This window comes from Streptomyces durhamensis, from assembly GCF_000725475.1.
In the GTDB taxonomy this organism is placed as follows: domain Bacteria; phylum Actinomycetota; class Actinomycetes; order Streptomycetales; family Streptomycetaceae; genus Streptomyces; species Streptomyces filipinensis.
This window is the reverse complement of sequence record NZ_JNXR01000030.1, coordinates 54632-74069: the sequence shown is the minus strand read 5'-3', so window position 1 is coordinate 74069 and position 19438 is coordinate 54632. Positions and strand designations below refer to the sequence as shown.

The 19438-nt window shown below is 74.0% G+C and carries 18 protein-coding genes and 1 pseudogene; 8 read left to right on the top strand and 11 right to left on the bottom strand.

Annotation, left to right across the window (positions count from 1 at the left end):
* Positions 1-11: 11 nt before the first annotated feature.
* The 4 genes from IO33_RS0134215 to IO33_RS0134200 all read right to left on the bottom strand — a co-directional run bounded on the left by IO33_RS0134215 (position 12) and on the right by IO33_RS0134200 (position 3808).
* A complete protein-coding gene (locus IO33_RS0134215; protein ID WP_031172313.1) occupies positions 12-707 on the bottom strand; it encodes an alpha/beta fold hydrolase in 696 nt (231 codons plus the stop codon).
* Between the two features lie 119 nt (positions 708-826).
* A complete protein-coding gene (locus IO33_RS0134210) occupies positions 827-1498 on the bottom strand; it encodes a cyclase family protein (RefSeq protein ID WP_031172312.1) in 672 nt (223 codons plus the stop codon).
* Positions 1495-3090, bottom strand: a complete 1596-nt coding sequence (locus IO33_RS0134205) for a purine-cytosine permease family protein (RefSeq protein WP_031172311.1) — start codon at positions 3088-3090, stop codon at positions 1495-1497. Before IO33_RS0134205 ends, IO33_RS0134210 begins: the two co-directional genes overlap by 4 nt.
* A 154-nt stretch (positions 3091-3244) precedes the next feature.
* Positions 3245-3808, bottom strand: coding sequence for a hypothetical protein (locus tag IO33_RS0134200; protein ID WP_031172309.1), 564 nt, complete (start codon positions 3806-3808; stop codon positions 3245-3247).
* Between the two features lie 326 nt (positions 3809-4134).
* Between IO33_RS0134200 and IO33_RS0134195 the strand changes: the two genes are divergently transcribed.
* Complete coding sequence (locus IO33_RS0134195) at positions 4135-4566, top strand: subtilase-type protease inhibitor (protein ID WP_031172306.1); 432 nt, start codon at positions 4135-4137, stop codon at positions 4564-4566.
* A 200-nt stretch (positions 4567-4766) separates the two neighbouring features.
* Here IO33_RS0134195 and IO33_RS0134190 read toward each other — a convergent pair whose 3' ends face one another.
* The 5 genes and pseudogenes from IO33_RS0134190 to IO33_RS0134170 form a co-directional block, all read right to left on the bottom strand.
* Positions 4767-4976, bottom strand: a complete 210-nt coding sequence (locus IO33_RS0134190; RefSeq protein ID WP_031172304.1) for a CDGSH iron-sulfur domain-containing protein — start codon at positions 4974-4976, stop codon at positions 4767-4769.
* Positions 4957-5422, bottom strand: a pseudogene (locus IO33_RS44700) (class I SAM-dependent methyltransferase). The gene IO33_RS0134190 and the pseudogene IO33_RS44700 overlap by 20 nt, the downstream one beginning before the upstream one ends.
* Positions 5423-6436, bottom strand: a complete 1014-nt coding sequence (locus IO33_RS0134180; RefSeq protein WP_031172302.1) for an iron-containing redox enzyme family protein — start codon at positions 6434-6436, stop codon at positions 5423-5425. It lies immediately after the preceding pseudogene.
* A gap of 108 nt (positions 6437-6544) precedes the next feature.
* Positions 6545-6712 (bottom strand): hypothetical protein, encoded by a 168-nt coding sequence (locus tag IO33_RS51405; protein WP_167349492.1) that lies wholly within the window; start codon positions 6710-6712, stop codon positions 6545-6547.
* Positions 6713-7080: 368 nt separating this feature from the next.
* Entirely contained in the window at positions 7081-8586 is a 1506-nt protein-coding gene (locus IO33_RS0134170; RefSeq protein ID WP_031172299.1) for an MFS transporter, read from the bottom strand.
* A gap of 169 nt (positions 8587-8755) precedes the next feature.
* Between IO33_RS0134170 and IO33_RS0134165 the strand changes: the two genes are divergently transcribed.
* From IO33_RS0134165 to IO33_RS0134140, 6 genes are all read left to right on the top strand, one after another.
* On the top strand, positions 8756-9100 hold the full coding sequence (locus IO33_RS0134165; protein ID WP_031172298.1) for an ArsR/SmtB family transcription factor: 345 nt from the start codon (positions 8756-8758) through the stop codon (positions 9098-9100).
* Positions 9101-9106: 6 nt separating this feature from the next.
* Positions 9107-9634: an SRPBCC family protein gene (locus IO33_RS0134160; protein ID WP_031172297.1), complete on the top strand. Its 528-nt coding sequence runs from the start codon at positions 9107-9109 to the stop codon at positions 9632-9634.
* A gap of 1024 nt (positions 9635-10658) precedes the next feature.
* Positions 10659-11510 carry an SDR family NAD(P)-dependent oxidoreductase gene (locus IO33_RS0134155; protein ID WP_031172296.1) on the top strand — a complete coding sequence of 284 codons (852 nt, stop codon included), beginning with the start codon at positions 10659-10661 and terminating at the stop codon, positions 11508-11510.
* Between the two features lie 6 nt (positions 11511-11516).
* Entirely contained in the window at positions 11517-12473 is a 957-nt protein-coding gene (locus IO33_RS0134150; RefSeq protein WP_167349491.1) for a DMT family transporter, read from the top strand.
* 34 nt (positions 12474-12507) lie between these two features.
* Positions 12508-13290: a polysaccharide deacetylase family protein gene (locus IO33_RS0134145; RefSeq protein WP_051927125.1), complete on the top strand. Its 783-nt coding sequence runs from the start codon at positions 12508-12510 to the stop codon at positions 13288-13290.
* Positions 13291-13334: 44 nt separating this feature from the next.
* Entirely contained in the window at positions 13335-14060 is a 726-nt protein-coding gene (locus IO33_RS0134140; RefSeq protein WP_031172293.1) for a dienelactone hydrolase family protein, read from the top strand.
* Positions 14061-14505: 445 nt separating this feature from the next.
* On the opposite strand, the gene IO33_RS0134135 is transcribed toward IO33_RS0134140, so the two are convergent.
* Positions 14506-15594: an MGDG synthase family glycosyltransferase gene (locus IO33_RS0134135; RefSeq protein ID WP_245235948.1), complete on the bottom strand. Its 1089-nt coding sequence runs from the start codon at positions 15592-15594 to the stop codon at positions 14506-14508.
* A 203-nt stretch (positions 15595-15797) separates the two neighbouring features.
* Between IO33_RS0134135 and IO33_RS0134130 the strand changes: the two genes are divergently transcribed.
* Positions 15798-16616 carry a hypothetical protein gene (locus tag IO33_RS0134130; RefSeq protein ID WP_031172291.1) on the top strand — a complete coding sequence of 273 codons (819 nt, stop codon included), beginning with the start codon at positions 15798-15800 and terminating at the stop codon, positions 16614-16616.
* Here the strand turns inward: IO33_RS0134130 and IO33_RS0134125 are convergent.
* Positions 16613-19438 carry an NHLP bacteriocin export ABC transporter permease/ATPase subunit gene (locus IO33_RS0134125; RefSeq protein ID WP_031172289.1) on the bottom strand — a complete coding sequence of 942 codons (2826 nt, stop codon included), beginning with the start codon at positions 19436-19438 and terminating at the stop codon, positions 16613-16615. The genes IO33_RS0134130 and IO33_RS0134125 overlap by 4 nt on opposite strands.

The window sequence follows — 19438 nt, the reverse complement described above, 5'->3', positions numbered from 1 at the left end:
GCGAGGGCGGCTCAGCGGCGGGCGGCCGCCGCGTCCAGGATGCGGGCGAGCTCCCGGGGCGTGGAGAACATCGGCCAGTGACCGGTCTTCAGCTCGACCAGCTCCCAGCGTCCGCCCCGCAGCGCCTCCGTCACCGCCGGCAGCGGGTCACGGCCGTCCAGGCCGCACTTGACGTAGGTCGCCGGCAGCTCGGCCAGCGGACGCCCCAGCACGGCGGGTTCGGTCAGCGTGGCGGCGGGGTGCGGCGTGCCCTCGGCGATGAGACGGGCGATCTGCTCGTCCGTGAGGTCCTGGTGCGCGTAGGCCGCCGCCGGAAGGAGCGGCCACACTCCCTCCCGTTCGTCGAGAGCGGCACGGATGTGATCGCTGGGGAAGCCGTCGAGGAACGACACCCCGTCCTCCGGCAGGTTGGAGTCGACGAACACCACTCGGCGCAGCCGGTCGCCGATCCGCTCGGCCGCCTGCCCGACCGGCACGCCCGAGTAGCTGTGCCCGACCAGGACGACGTCCCGCAGCTCTCGCCGCTCGACCTCCTCGACGATGTCCTGGACGTGGATCTGCTGCCCCGCGGGCAACTGCTTCTTCTCGGCCAGCCCGGACAGGGTGAGGGCCTGCGCCGCGTGGCCGGCGGCGCGCAGGTCGGCGGCCACCTCGTCCCACGCCCACGCCCCCAGCCAGGCACCCGGCACCAGTATGAAATCGGTCATGGGCGTCAACGTACCGGATGCCTGGGTCAACTCCCGGCAATGTGTGCGGAGTTGACCATTCCGGACCGGCCCGGCGCATGGGCGCCGGGCCGGTCGGCCAGGGGCGGCCCGCGGGGCGTTCAGCCGACCCGGGCCACCGCCCGGACCGGAGCGCCGTCCGCCCCGGGGAGTCTCAGCGGGAAGAGGAACACCTCGACCGTCTCCGCGCCCACCAGGCGGTCGAGGCCGGTGAGGTTCTCGGCGATCACCCCGCCCGCGCCGCACAGCACCCGATGGGCCGGCAGGCCGTGGTCCGCGGGGGGATCGCCGGGCCGGGGCGTGGGGTCCACGCTGAGCGCGTCCACGGCCACGGTGCGCGCGCCGGCCGCCACCACGGCCTCCGCGGCTCCCGGAGTCAGCCACGGGTGGTCGAGGTACGCGTCGGTGCCCCAGTGCGCCGACCAGCCCGTGGCGAGCAGCAGCAGTGCGCCGGGTGCCGCCGTGAGGGCGTCGAGCGCGGGGGACAGCAGGCCCTCGGTGAGGGGTGAGCGGGCGGGCAGCCCCCGCACGTCGGCCACGACCGCGGGTCCCGCGAACCGGCTCAGCGGCAGCTCGTCCAGGCGGGGCCAGGCGTCGTCCACGTGGTAGGGCGCGTCGACGTGCGTGCCGGACTGCGAACCCAGGTGCAGGGCCAGGACGTTGACGCCGTCGGCCGGGGCCCGCAGCGCGTGCGAGACCGTCACCTCCGGATCACCGGGATACACGGGCATCCCGGTGACCACGGGAACCGACAGGTCGAGCCAGTCGCTCATCGGCCGCCCTCGGCCGCGAGCGCGGGGGAGGCGTCCTCCGCCGGGGCGCCGGGACCGGTGATCGGCGGCACCGCCGTCTCGGCCGTACGGGCCAGCCGGGCGCCCTCGGGTCCGTACACCGCCCGGGGCTCGGGGAACACCCGCAACAGCGTCAGGAACAGTACGGCGGCCACCGCGAGCGACAGGGGCAGACTGATGTCGACGCCGTTCGCCACGTTCCCCAGCGGACCGACGAACTGGCCCGGGATGTTCGTGAACAGCACGCCGACCACCGCGGCCACCCACCAGGCCGTCATGCCGCGCCAGTTCCAGCCGTGCGTGAACCAGTAACGGCCGCCGCGCTGACGGCGGTTGAAGACCTGCAGCGCGTCGGGGTCGTACCAGCCGCGCCGGGTGTGGAAGCCGAGCATCATCACGACCATCCACGGCGTGGTGCAGGTGATGATCATCGTGGCGAACGTCGAGATCGACTGCACGAGGTCCAGGCCGAACCGGCCGACGAAGATGAACGCGATGGACAGCACGCCGACCAGCAGCGTCGCCTGGACGCGGGACAGCTTCGGGAACACCGACGAGAAGTCCAGGCCGGTGCCGTACAGCGAGGTGGTGCCCGTCGACATGCCCCCGATCAGGGCGAGCAGACAGACCGGCAGGAAGAACCAGCTCGGCGAGATCGCCAGCAGCCCGCCCACGAAGTCGGGCGCGGCCGGGTCGACGTACTTCGGCGCCTTCGTCGCGATGATGCTGGCGGTCGCCAGACCGAAGACGAACGGCAGCAGCGTCGCGATCTGGGAGAGGAACGCGGCGCCGACCACCTTGCGGCGGGGTGTGTCCGCCGGGATGTAGCGCGACCAGTCGCCGAGGAACGCGCCGAACGACACCGGGTTGGAGAGCACGATCAGGGCCGCACCTATGAACGACGGCCAGAAGAGGGACTGGGTCGAGGCGCTGGCCGAGGCCGTGAACACACCGGCGTACGACGGGTCGAAGTCACCGGCGAAGGCGATCGCGCCGAGCAGGAAGAGCACGGTCGCCGAGGTGACGGCGATCTTGTTGACGAACAGCATGAACCGGAAGCCGTAGACGCACACGGCGAGGACCAGCCCGGCGAACAGGGCGTACGCGACGACGTACGACGCTGTGCCGCGCTCCAGTCCGAACAGCCGGTGCGCGCCGCCGACCAGGGCGTCGCCCGAGCTCCACACCGAGATGGAGAAGAACGCGACGGCCGTCAGCAGGGACAGGAACGAGCCGACCACCCGGCCGTGCACACCCAGGTGCGCGGAGGACGCGACCGCGTTGTTGGTGCCGTTGACCGGACCGAACACGGCCATCGGGCACAGGATCAGCGCTCCCGCGACGACACCGAGGACGGTGGCCGCGAGCCCCTGCCAGAAGGAGAGTCCGAACAGGATCGGGAACGCGCCGAGGACGCAGGTGGAGAAGGTGTTGGCGCCGCCGAAGGCGACCCGGAACAGGTCGAGCGGGGTCGCGGTGCGGTCGGCGTCGGGGATGCGCTCGACGCCGTAGGGCTCGACCTCGGTGAGGGACGGCGGCGGCGCGGTGGGCGAGTCGGGGGACTGAGGGGTCACGGGGGCTCCAGCGGGGACACGGCGATGGAGCGCTTGGTGGCGCGACGGTGACGAACGGCCGTCGGTGCCGCGGGGGTGTGCGGCGCGGGCAGGGGCCGTCCGGAGGGGTCTGCCGACGGTACGGCGCCGGCGAAGACCCCTGCCAGAGGATGAATCATCCTTCTTCGCCGTCCTCGGTGGAGGAATCGGCCACCTCCTCGACGTCCGGTCCCTGGGCCCGGACCCGCTGGACGTGTTCCAGTGACTCGCGCAGCTCGGTCAGCCAGTCGTCGGTGTGGCGCTGGACCAGGCGCACGCACCAGGCGAGGGCCTCGCTGCGGCTGCGTGCGACACCCCCCGCGATGAGGGTGTCCAGGACCTGCCGTTCCGGCTGGCGCAGCCGGGTCATCACCGGCGCGGCCACATGCGTGAACAGGGCGCGCTCCGCGCCGCACACCACCCCCCAGGAGACCTTCCGGCGGAACAGCTGCTCGGCCTCCCGGGCCACCTCCATCCGGTCCTCGCGGGTGCGCTCCCGGAACTCCTGGATCCGGGCCCGCAGGGCGGCCTCCCGCTCCGTGGCCGAGACGCCCTCGGCGAGCCGCGGTTCGGGAACGCGCCCGATCACGGTGATCTCCTCGCGGTCGGCGGTCACCTCCACCAGTTCCTCGAACAGATCGTCGGGCAACCGGCCGGCGAACCACCCCCGCAGCTTCTCTCTCTGCTCTGTCGTAATCATGTAATCAGCATTACGTCGATCATTTCATGAACACAAGGGGTCACGAAGGGGTTCGCCGAGGGCAGAGCCGGAATGTTTCAGGACGATTAACGACGCGCTGATTTTCAGCCATTCGGAAGGCCGTGCGGCGCGGAACCCGCTCCGTGCCTGGGTCACGGTGTGCGGATTCCGTGACTTCACGCCACTGCTTCAACACGAAAGGTTACCGAAACCCATGCGTTCGATGTGTGTTTCGTGGCCGGACTCGGCAGAGTGGCGCTCGCCGCCCCGGTGCCCGACCGGGCCTGGGCCGGCACCTCGTCTGTTCGAGCGGAAGGATGCACACAATGCGGAACACCGCGCGCTGGGCAGCGGCCATCGGCCTGACGGCCGCCGCCGTCTGCGGACCCCTGACCGGGGCCGCCGTCGCTGCACCGGGCGCCGCCCCGTCGTCGCTCTACGCCCCCTCGGCGCTGGTCCTCACCACGGGCCACGGCAGCGACGCGGCCACGGCCACTCCGGAGCGCGCCGTCACCCTGACATGCGCCCCCACGGCGTCCGGCACCCACCCGGCCGCGTCCCAGGCCTGCGCGGAGCTGCGCGGCGCCGGCGGCGACTTCGGTGCCCTCAAGACCGGCGACGTGTGGTGCACCAAGCTGTACGACCCGGTCGTCGTCACCGTCCAGGGCGTCTGGCAGGGCAAGCGCGTCTCGTACGAGCACACCTTCGGCAACACCTGTATGCGGGACTCCGTCGGCGGCGGCGTCTTCGCCTTCTAGGGGCCGGGATCGCACGTGTCCCCGCACACACCGGATCAGGTCCGCAACTGGGGAGTGCGGCCCCTGGAGCGGGGAACCTGCGATCTCGTACCGGAACCGACGGGCGGAGTGGGGCCGCCCGCCGGTTTCCGGGCACACAGCCGCTCCCCGGGCGGGCCCGTGGGGGGCCTTTCCCGGGGAGCGGCGAAAAACAGGCGGTTTCAGTCGGTGTCCTTGCCCTTGTGCCGGTGACTCGTGTCGCACCAGGGGTAACGGCGACTGCGCCGGCAAGTACACAGAGCGACACGGAAACGGTCCGAGGAGACCGTGGTGCCGTCCTCCAGCTCGATCTCCACCGGCCCCTCGACCAGCAGCGGCCCCCCGCGCCGCATGGTGATCCGGCGGGCCCGGTCAGCGGATTCGTTCGGCACGGATGACCACCAGCTCCTCCCTCTCCTCGTCCGGCGCGAGCAGGCCGCGCCGGCGCAGCCAGTCCTCCCGGGAGCGCAGCACGGGCCCGAGGGCGACCCACCGGCGCCGTACCACCGCGGCCTTCAGTTCCAGCGCCCGGCCGGGATCGCTGAGCGCGGAGTGCACGGTCAGCAGCACCCCTCCGGCGCGCAGCAGCGCGGGTGCGTCCCGGCGGATGCGGTCCAGCAGCCGCCCGTCCCGGCCCGCGTCCCAGGCCCGGAATCAGGTCGTACATGCGGCTCCGGGCCAGAGCGAGTGCCCCGCTGCCGGTGCCGAGGTCGAGCACATACGCACCGGCCGTCGGCGCCTCCTCGCGGAGGGCCTCCGCCGGCAACTCCGTGTCGTCCTGCGGGGCGTACACGCCCGGGAGCACCACAGCGATCACCTCGCACGAGTACCCCGATATTCACGGCGTACGGGTCATGTCTGGCTCAAGGGGCGTGCGCAGTGAGGAGCGCCCGGCTCGCCAGTCGGCGAGCAGCCGACGGGCCAGACGGTCCTCCAGGTACTCGGTGGCGTCGATCCCGAAGGTCACGTCCGCCGCGAGTTCCGGCTCCTCGGCGAGCAGTCCGCCGATCACGTCGTGGCGTACGACCTGTTCGTGGACCGCGTCCGCCTCCACATGCTCGTCGTAGAAGAACTCCGCGGCGGCTCCGGCGCCGGTGCGGCGCATGGCCTCGGCGAGCCGGCGGGAACCCGGTGAGGAGGTGATCTCCACCTCGGCGAAGTGGCCCACCAGCGCGGCGCGCAGCTCGCGGTGCAGGCCGAACAGGGACATCAGGTTGACGACGGCCAGCATCTCCGCGCGGGCCGCGTCCACATAGTGGCCGTAGGCGGTGTCCAGGCCCAGGTCCGCCATCAGCGCGGCGAACAGACGCGCGTGCACCCGGTCGGCCCGGCCGCCGCCGAACTCGTCGAACTCGACCGCCGCCATCGCCGCCTTGGCCCGGCCCCACAGCCGCGGCAGCACCCAGGCGTGCGGGTCGGCCTCCTTCAGGTGGTACAGGGAGCGCTGGGCGGCGTATTCGCGCAGGTGCCACAACTCGCCCTCCGTGTACAGGAAATGGGTGACGCCCTTGCCCTCGGCCGGTTCGACCAGGAGCGCGGCGAGCGCGTCGTCGAGGCTGTCGTGGCCCGGCGCATCCGCACGCAGCGCGGACAGGAAACGCCGCTCCAGTGCGGCGCGGACCCGCAGCAACCCGGGGTCCCACTCATGCCGCGGGCCGACGCCGGCGAAGCCCCGGTAATGCAGCTCGTAGCACAGGTACAGGGCGAGTGGTGCGTCGTCGCCGTAGGGATCCGCCGCCTCGGCCTCGGCGGGGCGGGGGAGGGGCCCCGTGCCGCGCAGGTACGCGGCGACCGCGGCGGACAGCGGGCCTCGGGGCAGGGGCAGCCGGGGTCCTCGTGGCTGGCTGTTCATGGGGCTCGGGTACCCCCCGCCTCCGCAAGACACCCGGGCACCCTCACATGGGCGCAGGCGCGGAGGCTCGGGGCCCGCAGGGCCGGCGGCCGGCCGCGGCGGCCCGGCTCAGTCCCCGTCCGCCTGCTCCTGCGCTCCGGTGTTCGGTGTGACGGCGTCCCCGGCCTTGCCGCCCGGGGCCTTGGCCTCGTCGCGTTTCTCGGCCTCCTCGACCTCCCGGAGCACCTCTTCCAGGGCCGACTCGGGCCGGTCCTCGTGCTCGTTGCCACCGGGCATGACGTCTCCTCCCGTCGTCGCCGACTTCTTGATCCGTCACGGGTTACCCGCCCGTGCCGTCTCAAGCGTCCCGCCTGGGGTCCGCCCGGGCCACCTGTCCGGTACCGCCCGCCGGTGGTGCCCGTGGCCGGAGCCGAACCGGCGCGGCCTCCCGGCTCCTCGTACCGGGAGCCGGAGGTCCAGGTCAGCACGCAGGCACCGGCGGCACGACCGAACAGCACCGGCCGTGCGGCGCAAGGCCCCGGCCGGTGAGTGCGGCGACGGCCGCGACGGGACCGCATGACCGCCCGCACGCCCCACCATGGCAGGGCGAGGGGCCGCCGTCTCCCTGCTGGCGGCGGCCCCTCGGGTCCGGGCGGGTCGGGCGGTCACATGTGGACGACCGGCGTGGCGCTCGCGTCCTGCCGCGGCACCCCCCGCCGGTAGAACAGGAAGGTCAGCAGCGCGCCGGCGGCGAAGAAGCCCGCGGACCACCAGAAGGCGGTCGTGTAGCTCTCGATCGTCGCCTGCGCGCGCACCAGCTTGCTGGTGGCGTCCCGGCCGGACAGGTAGTCGGTGGCGGCGCTCGCGGCCAGGGTGTTCAGCAGGGCTGTGCCGATCGAACCGCCCACCTGCTGCATGGCGTTGACGGTCGCCGAGGCCACGCCCGCGTCCTCGGCGGCGACCCCGCCGGTGGCCAGCTGCATGGCCGGCGGCATGACCAGGCCGAGACCCACGCCGATCACGATCAGCTGGGGCAGCACCGCGCTGAGGTAGTGCGAGCCGAGGCCGATGCCGGTCAGCCAGGCCATGCCTGCCGTGGCGACCGCGAAGCCCAGCGGGATGACCGTCTTCGGGCCGAGCCGGGGCAGCAGGAGCGTGGTGCCCACCTGCGCGGTCACCATCAGGGCGCCGACCATCGGCAGGAACGCGACGCCGGTCTTCGTGGGGCTGAAGCCGAGGTTGAGCTGGAGGTAGTAGGTCAGGAAGAGGAACACGCCGAACATGCCCGCGCCGGTGATCAGCACCGCGAGGAAGGAGGCCGCCCGGTCCCGGTCGAGCAGGATGCGCAGCGGCAGCAGCGGGTGCGCGGCCCGGGTCTGCCACCAGGCGAAGGCCGCCAGCAGCACTCCACCCGCGCTCAGGAAGCCCCAGGTCAGCGGCGAACCCCAGTCGTGGGTCTCGGCATTGGAGAAGCCGTAGACCAGGGAGAACAGGCCGGCGGCCACGAGCACCGTGCCCGGCACGTCCAGCCTGGCGTTCGCCGCGTCGCGGTGGTTGCCCAGCAGGATCCAGCCGCCGGCGAAGGCGACGACCGCGATGGCCACGTTCACGTACAGGGTCCAGCGCCAGTCGAGGGCGTCGGTCAGCACACCGCCGAGCAGCAGGCCCACGGCACCGCCGGCGCCGGCGATCGCGCCGTACACGCTGAAGGCGCGGGCCCGTTCCCGGGCGTCGGTGAAGGTGGTGTTGAGCAGCGACAGCGCGGCGGGGGCGAGCAGTGCGCCGAAGGCACCCTGCAGGGCGCGGGCGGCGACCAGCATGGTGAAGCCGTTCGCGGCACCGCCGAGCGCGGAGGCCGCGGCGAAGCCGACGACGCCGACGAGGAAGGCGGGCTTGCGGCCGAAGAGGTCGGCTATGCGCCCGCCGAGCAGCAGCAGGGAGGCGAAGGCGAGGGCGTACGCCGTCACGATCCACTGCCGGTTCCCGTCGGAGAAGCCGAGGTCGGTCTGGGCGGACGGCAGCGCGATGTTCACGATCGTGGCGTCGAGGACGACCATCAGCTGGGCGACGGCGATGACCGCGAGGATCCACCACCGCCTCGGCGAGGCCGCGCCGTGCTCGATCGCGCCGGCCTCGGCTCGGGAGCCCTCGGCCAGGGTCTTCTGGGACATGGAGAACCACTCCAGGGGAAGTCGTTCGCAAACAGTCGATAAACGAAACTGTTTCGTACACGTCGAGCCTAGAACACCTCCAGCGAAACGGCAACGTTTCGCTTGCTTCGGGTTCCCCGCGGGCGTGTATTCCTTGACAGGTATATAACTGTCACGGCATATTCGCTGTATGTCCGACGCAGCGCTCTGGTCCGCCCTCGCCGACCCGCACCGGCGGGCCATCGTCGCGCTCCTGCGGGACCGCCCCCGGTCCGTCGGGGAGATCGTCGAAGCCTGCGGACTGAGCCAGCCCAGCACGTCCAAGCACCTGAAGGTGCTCCGCGAGGCGGGCCTGGTCCGGGTCAGCCAGGACGCGCAGCGCCGCGTCTACGCCCTCGACCCGGCGCCGATCGCCGCGCTCGACGCCTGGCTGGAGCCCTACCGCAGGCTGTGGAACCGCAGCCTGGACGCCCTGGGCCGGCGCCTGGACGAAGCGCCGGACGACCCCCCGCACCCCCCGCCCCCGAAGGACTGAACCACCATGCCCGTCGACCTCACCGGCACCTACCTGACCCTGGACGACGGCCGCCCCGCCGTCCGGTTCAGCCGCACCTACGACCACCCCGTGGACCGCGTCTGGCGGTTCGTCACCGACCCCGGCGAACTCGCCCAGTGGTTCCCCTCCCGCGCCGAGATGGAGCTGCGTCCCGGCGGCACCATCCGCTTCACCGGCGACCCCAACATGCCCGAGTCCGCCGGCCGGGTACTCGCCGTCGACCCGCCCCGGCACCTGTCCTTCGCCTGGGGCGGCGACGAACTCCACTTCGACCTGGAGGCCGTCGGCGCACAACGCACCCGGTTCACGCTGACCGACGTCCTCGGCGCCGCCGACACCGCCGCCCGCAACGGCGCCGGCTGGGAGGTGTGCCTCGCCGCGCTCGACGCCAAGGCCCACGGCGGGCGTTTCGAGGGCCCGCACGCCGGGCCGAGCGCGTCCTGGAAGGCGTTCTACGACGGCTACCTCGGCGCCGGTGTGCCCTCCGGCGCGCCCGTGCCCGGCCTGGACTGACCGGCGCCGGAGCGCACCACCGCGCATCCCCGCCCAGCGACGGCGGCCGCACCGCTCAGCTCGCGGACCCCGGGGCCAGGGCCGCGGACAGCGCGCCGGGCCCGCCGGGGTCACCCGCACGCCCGGATGCCGTCCGGACGCACGAGGAACGCGGTGCTTCCCCCGCACGCGTGCCCGGCGCGGAACCAGCCCGCCGGGTCCCTGAGCACCGGTCCTGGCGGGACACCGGGGTCGTCCCCGTCCGGCTCAGCCGCGGCCGCCCACGGGCCCGCCGTGCCGCCTCCGCGGCGCGGTCCGCGCAGCCACGTCTCCCGTCCGCGACGTCGGCGTGCAGCGGCAGGCGCGGTCGTGGTCGCGCGGCCCGTCGTACCGGCGGACGGAGAAGGCCGCGATCGGATCGTGCGGCCCGCCGCAGTCCGGTGCCCGCTCGCCCGCGGCCGGTTCCGGAACGCGAGGCGGGCCGGGCCGGTTCCGCAACGCGAGGCGGGCCGGGCCCCACGACAGGGAGCCCGGACAGGTGCCCGACCCGTGACTGCTCCGTGTCTCACCTGGATCAACCGTCGGTGCGGGGGCAGGCCCGCGTCGAGCGCCGCGCGCCACCACAGCCGCTCCCGGAGGCCGAAGGCCCTCGGCCTGCTGGATGCCGAGGGCCCCGCGTACGGCGGCCGGACCCGGAGCCGGTCCGCCGACCGGCACTCCACACCCGTCTGCGCAGGTCGAGGGGCCACCGCCGGACCGACCGAGCCCGCATCGGCGATCGGTACCTCGGTGTGCGTGCCCTGCTCCCGCCCTGGCCCCGGCATGGCACCACCAAGCCGGGCCCGCGCCCCGGCACTCCCCGGATCCGTCCCCGCCCCGGGCTCGTCGCCCGGCGATTTCGGCCGCGCTCCGGTCGCTTGCCGCGGGCGTTCGGCGGGGTCCCGCCGTGCGCGGAGTTTCAGTGTGTGGCGCCCTGGATACACCGCGAGGGTTCGGCCCCGGAGTACGCGAGCCCGTGCACACACGTCGCAGTGAGGTCGTCACCATGTCCCATCCCCCGCCCCCCGCAGGACCGTCGAACCGCACCGGGCCGGTCGCGACCTCCGCCGTTCAGGAGGGTTCCGCCCTCGGATCCGGGACTCCGGCCGGCCGGGCCCGTACCGCCCTGGTGACCGGCGCCTCCTCGGGCATCGGCGCAGTCGTCGCCCGCCGGCTGGCCGCCGAGGGAGGCTGGCGGCTGGTGCTGAACGGACGCGACGCCACCCGTCTGGAGCAGGTGGCCGCGCAGGCCGGCGCGCTGGCCCTGCCCGCGGACCTCACCCGGCCGGGCGCCGGCCGTCTGCTCACCGAGCTCGTCCTGGACCACGCGGGCCGCCTCGACCTGCTGGTGGCCAGCGCCGGTGTGGGCTGGGCCGGCGACTTCACCGGGATGCCGCACGCCCGCATCGACGAGATCGTCGGCGTCGACCTGCTGGCCACGTTGCACCTCGTACGCGCTCTGCTGCCCCACATGGTCGCGGCCGGCTCGGGGCGCATCGTGCTCATCGGGTCCGTCGCCGGCAGCTTCGGCGTGCGCGGCGAGGCCGTGTACTCCGCCGCCAAGGCCGCCCTGGCCGCCTTCGCCGACGCCCTGCGCTACGAGCTGCGCCGCACCGGGGTGGGGGTCACCCATGTGATCCCCGGCGCCGTCGACACGCCGTTCTTCGAGCGGCGGGGCGCCCCCTACACCCGGGCGTGGCCGCGGCCGGTGTCACCCGAACGGGTGGCCGACGCCGTCTGGAACGCCGTCCTGCACGGCACGGACGAGGTGTACGTCCCCGGCTGGCTGCGCTTCCCCGCCCGGGTACGCGGCGCGGCGCCCGGGCTCTACCGGCGGCTCGCCGCCCGCTTCGGATGAACCGCCATGACCGCCGTCACCGTGCTGCTCGCCCTGCTCGCGGCGCTCTCCAACGCGTCCGCCTCGGTGCTGCAGCGCCGGGCCGCCGTGCAGGAGCCCGACCAGGGCGGCGGAGCGGGGGCCGCGCTGCGGCGGCTGACCCATCTGCTGCGACGTCCGAACTGGCTGGCGGGCACCGGGCTGCTGGCGCTGTCCAGCGTGCTGCAGGGCGGGGCGCTGGCCACGGGCAGCCTGTCCCTCGTCCAGCCCCTGCTCGCGGCCGAGCTGCTGTTCACGCTGGTCGTGGGCAGTGTCGTCTTCCGGCGTGCGCCCGACCGCCGGACCTGGCTGGCCTTCGCCGCCCTCGCCGTGGGACTGGCCCTCTTCCTCGTGGCGGCCTCGCCGTCCGCCGGCCGGCCCACGGCATCGCCCGGGTCCTGGCTGGTGGGCGGCAGCGGCGCGCTCGGTGCCGTGGTGCTGCTCGCGGTGGCCGCCCGTCCGACGACGGGTGCCTCCCGGGCCGCGCTGTTCGGCCTCGCCTCGGCCGTGTCCTTCGCGACCACCGCGGCCCTGCTGAAGGAGGCCGTGGGACAGCTCGGCCGAGGGCCGGGCGCGATGTTCGGCCACTGGGCGCTGTACGCCACCGGCGCCGCCGGACTGGTCGCCTTCCTGCTGCTGCAGAGCGCGCTGGGCGCCGGGTCCCTGACGGCCTCCCAGCCCGCCCTCACCCTCGGCGACGCGGTGACCAGCGTCATCCTCGGCTGGGTGCTGTTCGACGAGGTGATCCAGCTCGGGCTGCGTGTGATCCCCGAAGTGCTCGGCATCGGACTGATCGGGGCGGGCAGCATCGGACTCGCCCGCGCCTCGGACGACGGACAGGAATGGGACACGCACGTGCGGGACCACGGGGACCGCGAAGGCCACGGGGACCGCAAGAGACGTCGCCCGCACCGTGCGCACCGGCAGGACGCCACACCACCGTGAGCAGGCGCCCACCCACCAGGAAGGCGGTGCAGCGATGCCCCTGACCTCCGGCCGTACCTGGCGCAGGGCGGCCCTGCTGCTGCCGGTCGGGGTCGCGGCCGCCCACATCGGACCGGCGGCCACCTGGCTCCCCGGCGTACGGCTGCTGCTGTTCCCCGGGCTGTCCGGCACCGGCCGCGGCCGGCACGTCGCGCTGACCTTCGACGACGGCCCGGACCCGGAGGCCACGCCGTACTTCCTCGACACGCTGGACGAAGTCGGTGTGCGGGCGACGTTCTTCGTGCTCGGCGAGAACGTGGTGCGCCATCCCGCGCTGGCCCGGGAGACCGCCCGGCGCGGACACGAACTCGCGGTGCACGGCTGGACGCACGACCGCCCATGGCGCCCCGCCCCCGTCCGGGACGCCGAGCAGGTGGCCCGCACCGTCCGCGCGGTGCACGACATCTGTGGGCACCGGCCCCAGTGGTACCGGCCGCCGTACGGGATCCTCACGTCCGGACGCTGGCTGGCCGCCCGGCGGGCCGGGCTGCGACCGGTGCTGTGGTCGGCCTGGGGCAGGGACTGGACGGCCGACGCCACCCCCGAGTCCGTGCGGACCCTGGTCGCGGCGGACCTGCGGGGTGGCGGCACCGTCCTGCTGCACGACTCCGACCGGCTCGCGGCCCCCGGCTGCTGGCGCTCGGCGCTCGGCGCCCTGCCGGCCCTCGTGGAGGGCTGCCGGGAGGCGGGACTGGCGGTCGGCCCGCTCCGCGACCACCGACCTTTTCCGGACCAAGTAAATGATCACGATGGGCCGGCGCTGTTCTGCCCCTGGTGAAACACCGGTCCGACCGGGCTCGACGGTCACTACGGTCCCGTCCCATGACGATGGTCACCACGCGCACGGTGGAGTACCCGGCCGACGGCCTGACGATGAGCGGGCACCTCGCGCTCCCGGCCGGCGTCGGCCGCCGGCCCGCGGTGCTGGTCGGACCTGAGGGCCCAGGGCTCAGTGACGTCGAGCGCCGCCGGGCCGAGGCGCTCGCCGAGCTGGGATACGTGGCGCTGGCCTTCGACCTCCACGGCGGGCGGTATCTGGGCGACCCCGAGGAGATGCTGGCCCGTTGCATGCCGCTGCTCGCCGACCCGGACCGGATGCGGGGCATCGGCCACGCGGCGCTTGACGTGTTGCGTGCCGAACCGCGGACCGACCCCGACCGGATCGCCGCCGTCGGCTACGGCACCGGGGGCGCCATCGGGTTGGAACTCGGGCGCGACGGCGTCGACCTGCGCGCGATCGGGACGGTCAACGCACTGACCACGGGCCGACCGGGCGAGGCGGCGCGCATTCGCTGCCCGGTGTGGGCCGGGGTCGGGTCGGAAGACCCGATCATGCCGCCCGCGCAACGGGACGCGTTCACCGCCGAGATGCAGGCCGCGGGCGTCGACTGGCGCCTCGTGGTCTACGGCGGAGCCGTGCACGCCTTCCACCACCCAACGGTCGACCACACCGTGCGCCCCGGCGTCGGCTACCACCCGCAGCACGCGCGGCGAGCCTGGCGCGACATCGTCGACCTGCTCGCCGAGTGCGTGCCCGTGACGGAGTGATCCGGTCCGCCACCGCGATCCCGGGCGCCCGGCCGCCACCGGCCCCGGCGTCCCTGCTCGGCGTGTCCACCCGTGGTCCGGCCGACGCGCCGGTGACAGCCCGCCTCCGCATCCGGTCCGCCGGCCTTCCCGGGACGGCCGGGCGGCGCCCGCGGCGCGGACGCCCGGCACCCGGCCGGAACGGCGGGCCGCCCGTGGACGTCCCGGCGCGGGCGGCGCAGGAGTACGGCCCCGGGGTGGCCGGCCTCGCGTGGTGTCCGACGGCCCGTCCGCTTCACCGCAGTGACCGACCCGCCGTCGGCGGCGGCCCGGGCACGCCCGACACCACCGCGCGATCTCCGGTCAGGTTCGCCGCGGGCCGGGCCAGCGGTCGCGTCCTCGTGTCACCCCCCACCATCGGCCCGGTACACCGGCGGACGGTGCCGGGAGGCCGTGTGTCTCCGCGTCACAACCCGGCGGCCCACGCCATCGGGTCGTCCCGGAACAGCGCGTGCCCCCGGGTCACCCGTTCCGCGCGTTCCCGGCCGTCCTCCGTGAGCCGGTCCAGGGCCGACAGCAGGGTGGGCCCGTCCGGGGCCAGTTCCGCGAGGCCGAGCTCGGCCATGCGGCGGACCCCGTCGACCCCGTGGCCGGGCAGCGGCCGGTAACCGATCACGGGCAGCCCGGCGGCCAGGGCCTGGACGGCGGTCTGACCGGCCGCGTTGTCCAGCAGGGCGTACGCGGCACACAGCAGCCCGGGCATGTCGTCCACCCAGTCCAGGGCGAGCACCCCCGGCACCCTGGCCACCCGCGCCCGCAGCCGCGCGTTGCGCCCGCACAGCACCACCGGCAGATAGCCGGCCCCCGTCAGCAGCCGGGCGGTGGCCTGTGCCCGGGACGCCGCGCCCCAGGCGCCGGCGGACAGCAGCACCGGCGGCCGGCCCGGCGCCCGCCCGGCGAACCGCTCATGCCACCCGGCCGCACCGGGCGCCGACGCGTGGAACTGCGGCGCGACCGCCGGACCGGTCGTCACGGCGGGCCTGCCCAGCGCCCGGCGCACCTCGGCCGCCGCCCCGTCCGTGAGGCACAGGTACCGGTCGTTGCCGGGATGCAGCCACTGCCGGTGCACGGCGAAGTCGACGAGGAAGACGGCGCTCGGCACCCGCAGCGCGCCCCGGGCCCGGAGATGACCGGTGAGCTGTGCCGCCAGGTGGAAGACGGACACCACCACGTCGGCGTCCAGCCGCCGCACCAGGTCCGTCAGACGTTCGGCGGCGAGCCGGGCCAGCGGCACCCCGCTCGGGCGCGGCCCCCCGCCGCCGCGCAGGAACGCGCCGTACACACCGGCGTACACCCAGGGAAAGTGCCGTACCGACGCCTGGTACGAGCGGCGCAGCCCGCCGCCCAGGCCGTACGGCAGCAGCCGCAGCACGTCCGCCACATGCGGCTCGTGGCCGTACGCCGCGGCCCGGCGCGCCAGTTCGGCGGCCACGGTGTCGTGACCGGCCCCCATGCCCGCGCTCAGGATCAGCGGGCGCCGCCGCACGCTCGGCATGGCCTCTTCCGGGGAGGGCACCTCGGCAGGAGTACGCACGGGTTCCGATTCTCCGGTGGGCACCGCCCGCAAACCGCTCACACCGCCACCGTGTCACCGCCGGGACGGGCCCGCGACACGGCACCGGCGTGAGTTGCCCGGAGCGCGCCGGGGTGGATGAATCGGCACTGGAGAGCGAGTGGGCGGCGAGCACGGGAGGAGCCGTGAGGCGGTTGCGGCGCGGCCTGCACCGTGCTTGGGAGTGGCTCAGGGCCGGGGCCCTGTTCGAACACGGCCGTGAGCTGGAACTGATGCACCGGGCCATGGGGTTCGCCACCCTGGCCCTGGTGACGCTGGCACCGCTGCTGATCGTGGTCGCCGCCGCCGATCCCCTGGTGCGGGGCGGCTTCGCCTCGTGGCTCACCGACGGCATGGGCCTGTCCGGCCGCTCCGCCCATGTGATCACCGACGTCATCAGCCCGCCGCGCAACGTCATCGGCACCACCAGCGTCTGGGGCGGTGTCCTGCTGGCCGTCTTCGGTGTGTCCTTCGGCGGCAGCGTGCAGAACGCCTACGAGCGGATCTGGGGCCTGGCCTCCGGCCCCTGGCACCGGGTCTGGCGGCAGGCGACCTGGCTCGTGGTGCTCACCGCCTACCTCTACCAGGAGGTGGCGACCAAGAACGGCCTGCACGGCGGCCAGCGGATCGCCCTGTCCACGATGAGCGGCGTGCTGTTCTTCTGGTGGGGACAGTGGTTCCTGCTCGGCGCCCAGATCCGCTGGCGCTCGCTGTTCCCGGGCGCCGTGGCCACGGTCGTCGGCCTGGCGGGCCTGCGGGCCTTCTCCTACCTCGTCTTCACCCCGCTCATCGTCACCAACGCGCTCAGTTACGGCGCCGTCGGAACCGTGCTCGTGGTGGAGTCCTGGCTCATCGGCGTCGGGTTCGTCATCTACGGCGGCGCCCTGTTCGGCCGCTGGTTCTGCGAACACCACTGGATGCCGCACCACGACGACCGTCCGCAGGACGACGAGGAGCCCGGCTAGGCCATCTGCCGGCGCACCAGCTCGTGCAGCCGGCCCGTGGTGTCGGCGAGCAGCTCGGCCGGGGTGCCCTGCTGGACGACCTTGCCGTCCTCCATCACGATCACCCGGTCGGCGTCCAGGACCGTCGACAGCCGGTGCGCGATGACCACGCGGGTGGCGTTCAGCTTGCGGGTGCTGTCGATGACGATGCGCTGGGTGTCGTTGTCCAGGGCGCTGGTGGCCTCGTCGAAGAACAGGATCCGCGGACGCCGGATCAGGGCCTGGGCGATCATCAGGCGCTGCCGCTGGCCGCCCGAGATCGCACCGTTGCCGGCCACGATGGTGTGCAGGCCCATCGGCATCCGCTTGATGTCCTCCGCGAGCCCCGCCAGCTCCGCCGCCGCCATCGCCTCCTCCGGCGTGTACGGCTCGGTGCCGCAGATGACGTCCAGGATGGAGCCGGTGAACGGCTGCGCGTGCTGCAGCACGACCCCGCACTGGCGGCGCACCGCCGACTGGTCGAGTGCCGCGAGGTCCTGGCCGTCGTACAGGACACTGCCGGAGACCGGCTTGTCGAAGCCGATGAGGAGCCGCAGCAGCGTGGACTTGCCGCAGCCGCTCGGGCCGACGACCGCCACGAACTCGCCCGGCCGGATGGCGAAGGACACGTCGTCCAGGACGAGCGGGCCGTCGTCGGCGTACCGGAGGGACAGCCGTCGGGTCTCGATCGCGCCGGACAGCGGGCCCGGCCGGGTGCTCGACGTGCGCACCTCGGGCGTCGCCTCGAAGACCGGCTTGATCTCCTCGAACAGCGGCAGCGCGGCCACCGCCGACACGAAGGAGCCCGTCAGCTGGGTGACCGAGGTCAGCACCATCGTCACCGAGGTGTTGAAGGTGAGGAAGTCGGCCGCCGACATCGCGCCCTTGGCCGGACCCGCGAGCAGCATGAACATCAGCAGAGTGCACACGGGCAGATAGATCCCGCCGAGCACCGTGGTGAGGTTCTTGATCCGGCCGACCTTCTGCTGCAGCTCCCGGCTGTGCGCGAACTCCCGGGCCCAGGCCGCGTACGCGTAGTTCTCGGCCGCCGCCACCCGCAGCTTGGGCAGGCCCCGCAGGGTCTGGAAAGCCTGGTTGTTCAGCTTGTTGCCGAGCACCACGAGACGCCGCTGCCAGCGCACCTGCCACAGCCCGAGCCCCAGGAACACGGCCGCGATGACGACGAGCATGCCGATCGCCGCCATGGCCATCGACGGGCTGTACCAGAACAGCAGCCCCAGGTTCATCGCGCCGACGGTCACCGACTGCGCGACCACCGGGCCGACGCCCGCCAGCAGCCGGCGGATCGCGCTGATGCCCATCGCGGCACTGGCGAGTTCACCGGTGGAGCGCTGGGTGAAGAACCGGGTGGGCAGCCGCAGCAACCGGTCCCACACGGCCGGCTGCAGCGCCGCCTCGATCCGGCCCTCCAGGCGCAGGATGGACAGGTTCTCCAGCAGCGTGAACGCCGCCGCGACCACCCCGCTCACCATCACCGCCAGGCACACCTGGACGATCAGGCCCGTCTGCGCCGTCGGCACGTACTCGCCGAGCACCTTGCCGGTCGCGACCGGCACCAGCGCGCCGATCGCCACCGTCACCAGGCCCGCGAGCAGCAGCGCGGACAGGTCGCCGCGGGTGCCGCGCAGGCTGAACCGCAGCAGGCCGAACGGCGTCAGGCCCCGGTCGGGCAGCGGCCGGTAGAACATCACCGCGCGCGGCTCGAACTCCTCCGCGTTCGCCTTCTCGACCGGGGTCTCGCGCCCCGTTCCGGGGTGGACGGCGACATAACCGCCGCGCCGCCACAGCAGGGCGACCGGCGCCCCGGACAGCGCCCGGTGCCCGACCAGCGGGCCCACGTTCTCCCGCCACCAGCGCCCCTGCAGCCGTACGGCCCGGGTGCGCACCCGGGAGGCGAGCGCCACCCGCTCCACGGGATCGAGGCGTTCGCTCTCGGTGCCGCTCTGCGCCGGCTCGGCGAGCGTGATCCCGGCCGCCTCGGCGACCAGCTTGCAGGCCGCGTACCCGGCATCCGCGTCGGCCGCCGTCGTCCGGCGGGCCGAGCGCTTGCCGATGGACGCCAGCAGCGTCTGGTCGGCCTGGGCGCGCACCGCCTCACCGGCCTTGATCCCGGCGGCCGCGCGGGTCTCGTGGGTGCGCTCCAGCTGCTCGATCCACCGGTCCAGCGCGGTCAGCAACCGGTACTGCTGGTCCACCATGGACTGCCACAGCGCCGGGTCCATCAGCAGGTCGGCGGCGGCCTCCGCGCCGTACAGCGAGCCGTACTGGACGCTGCCCGGCGGTACCTGCATCCAGAACACGTCGTCGTCGGTGGGCGTGGCCGCCCGCTCCTCCGCCATCGGCGCCTGGAACAGGACGGACAGGCCGCGGCCGACGCCGAGCGCGACCGCGTACTCCAGCGGGCTGGTGGCCGGCGGCACGTACTGGGGGTTGCCGTACTCGTCGTACGACCAGGTCTGGGTGTTCGCGGGCTGGTACAGCTCGCGCAGACTGATCCGGTGCACCACACAGTCCCGCACCGGGCGGGCCACGAGGGTGTGCTGGGGCCCGGCGACCGGGCCGAGCAGCAGCGCGCCCGCCTCCAGCCGGCCCAGGTGGTGCCAGTGGCCCTGCTGGCCGGCGTCCACCGCGAACAGGTCCAGCGCGCCGGCCGCGACCAGCCACAGCACCTGCGGGCCTTCGAGGTCGAGGCGGTTGAAGCCCGCGCCGTCGACCCGCGTGCCCAGGGAGCCCAGGGCGCCGAGCACGAGGTCGCCCTCGTATCCCTCCTGAACGGTCGTCAT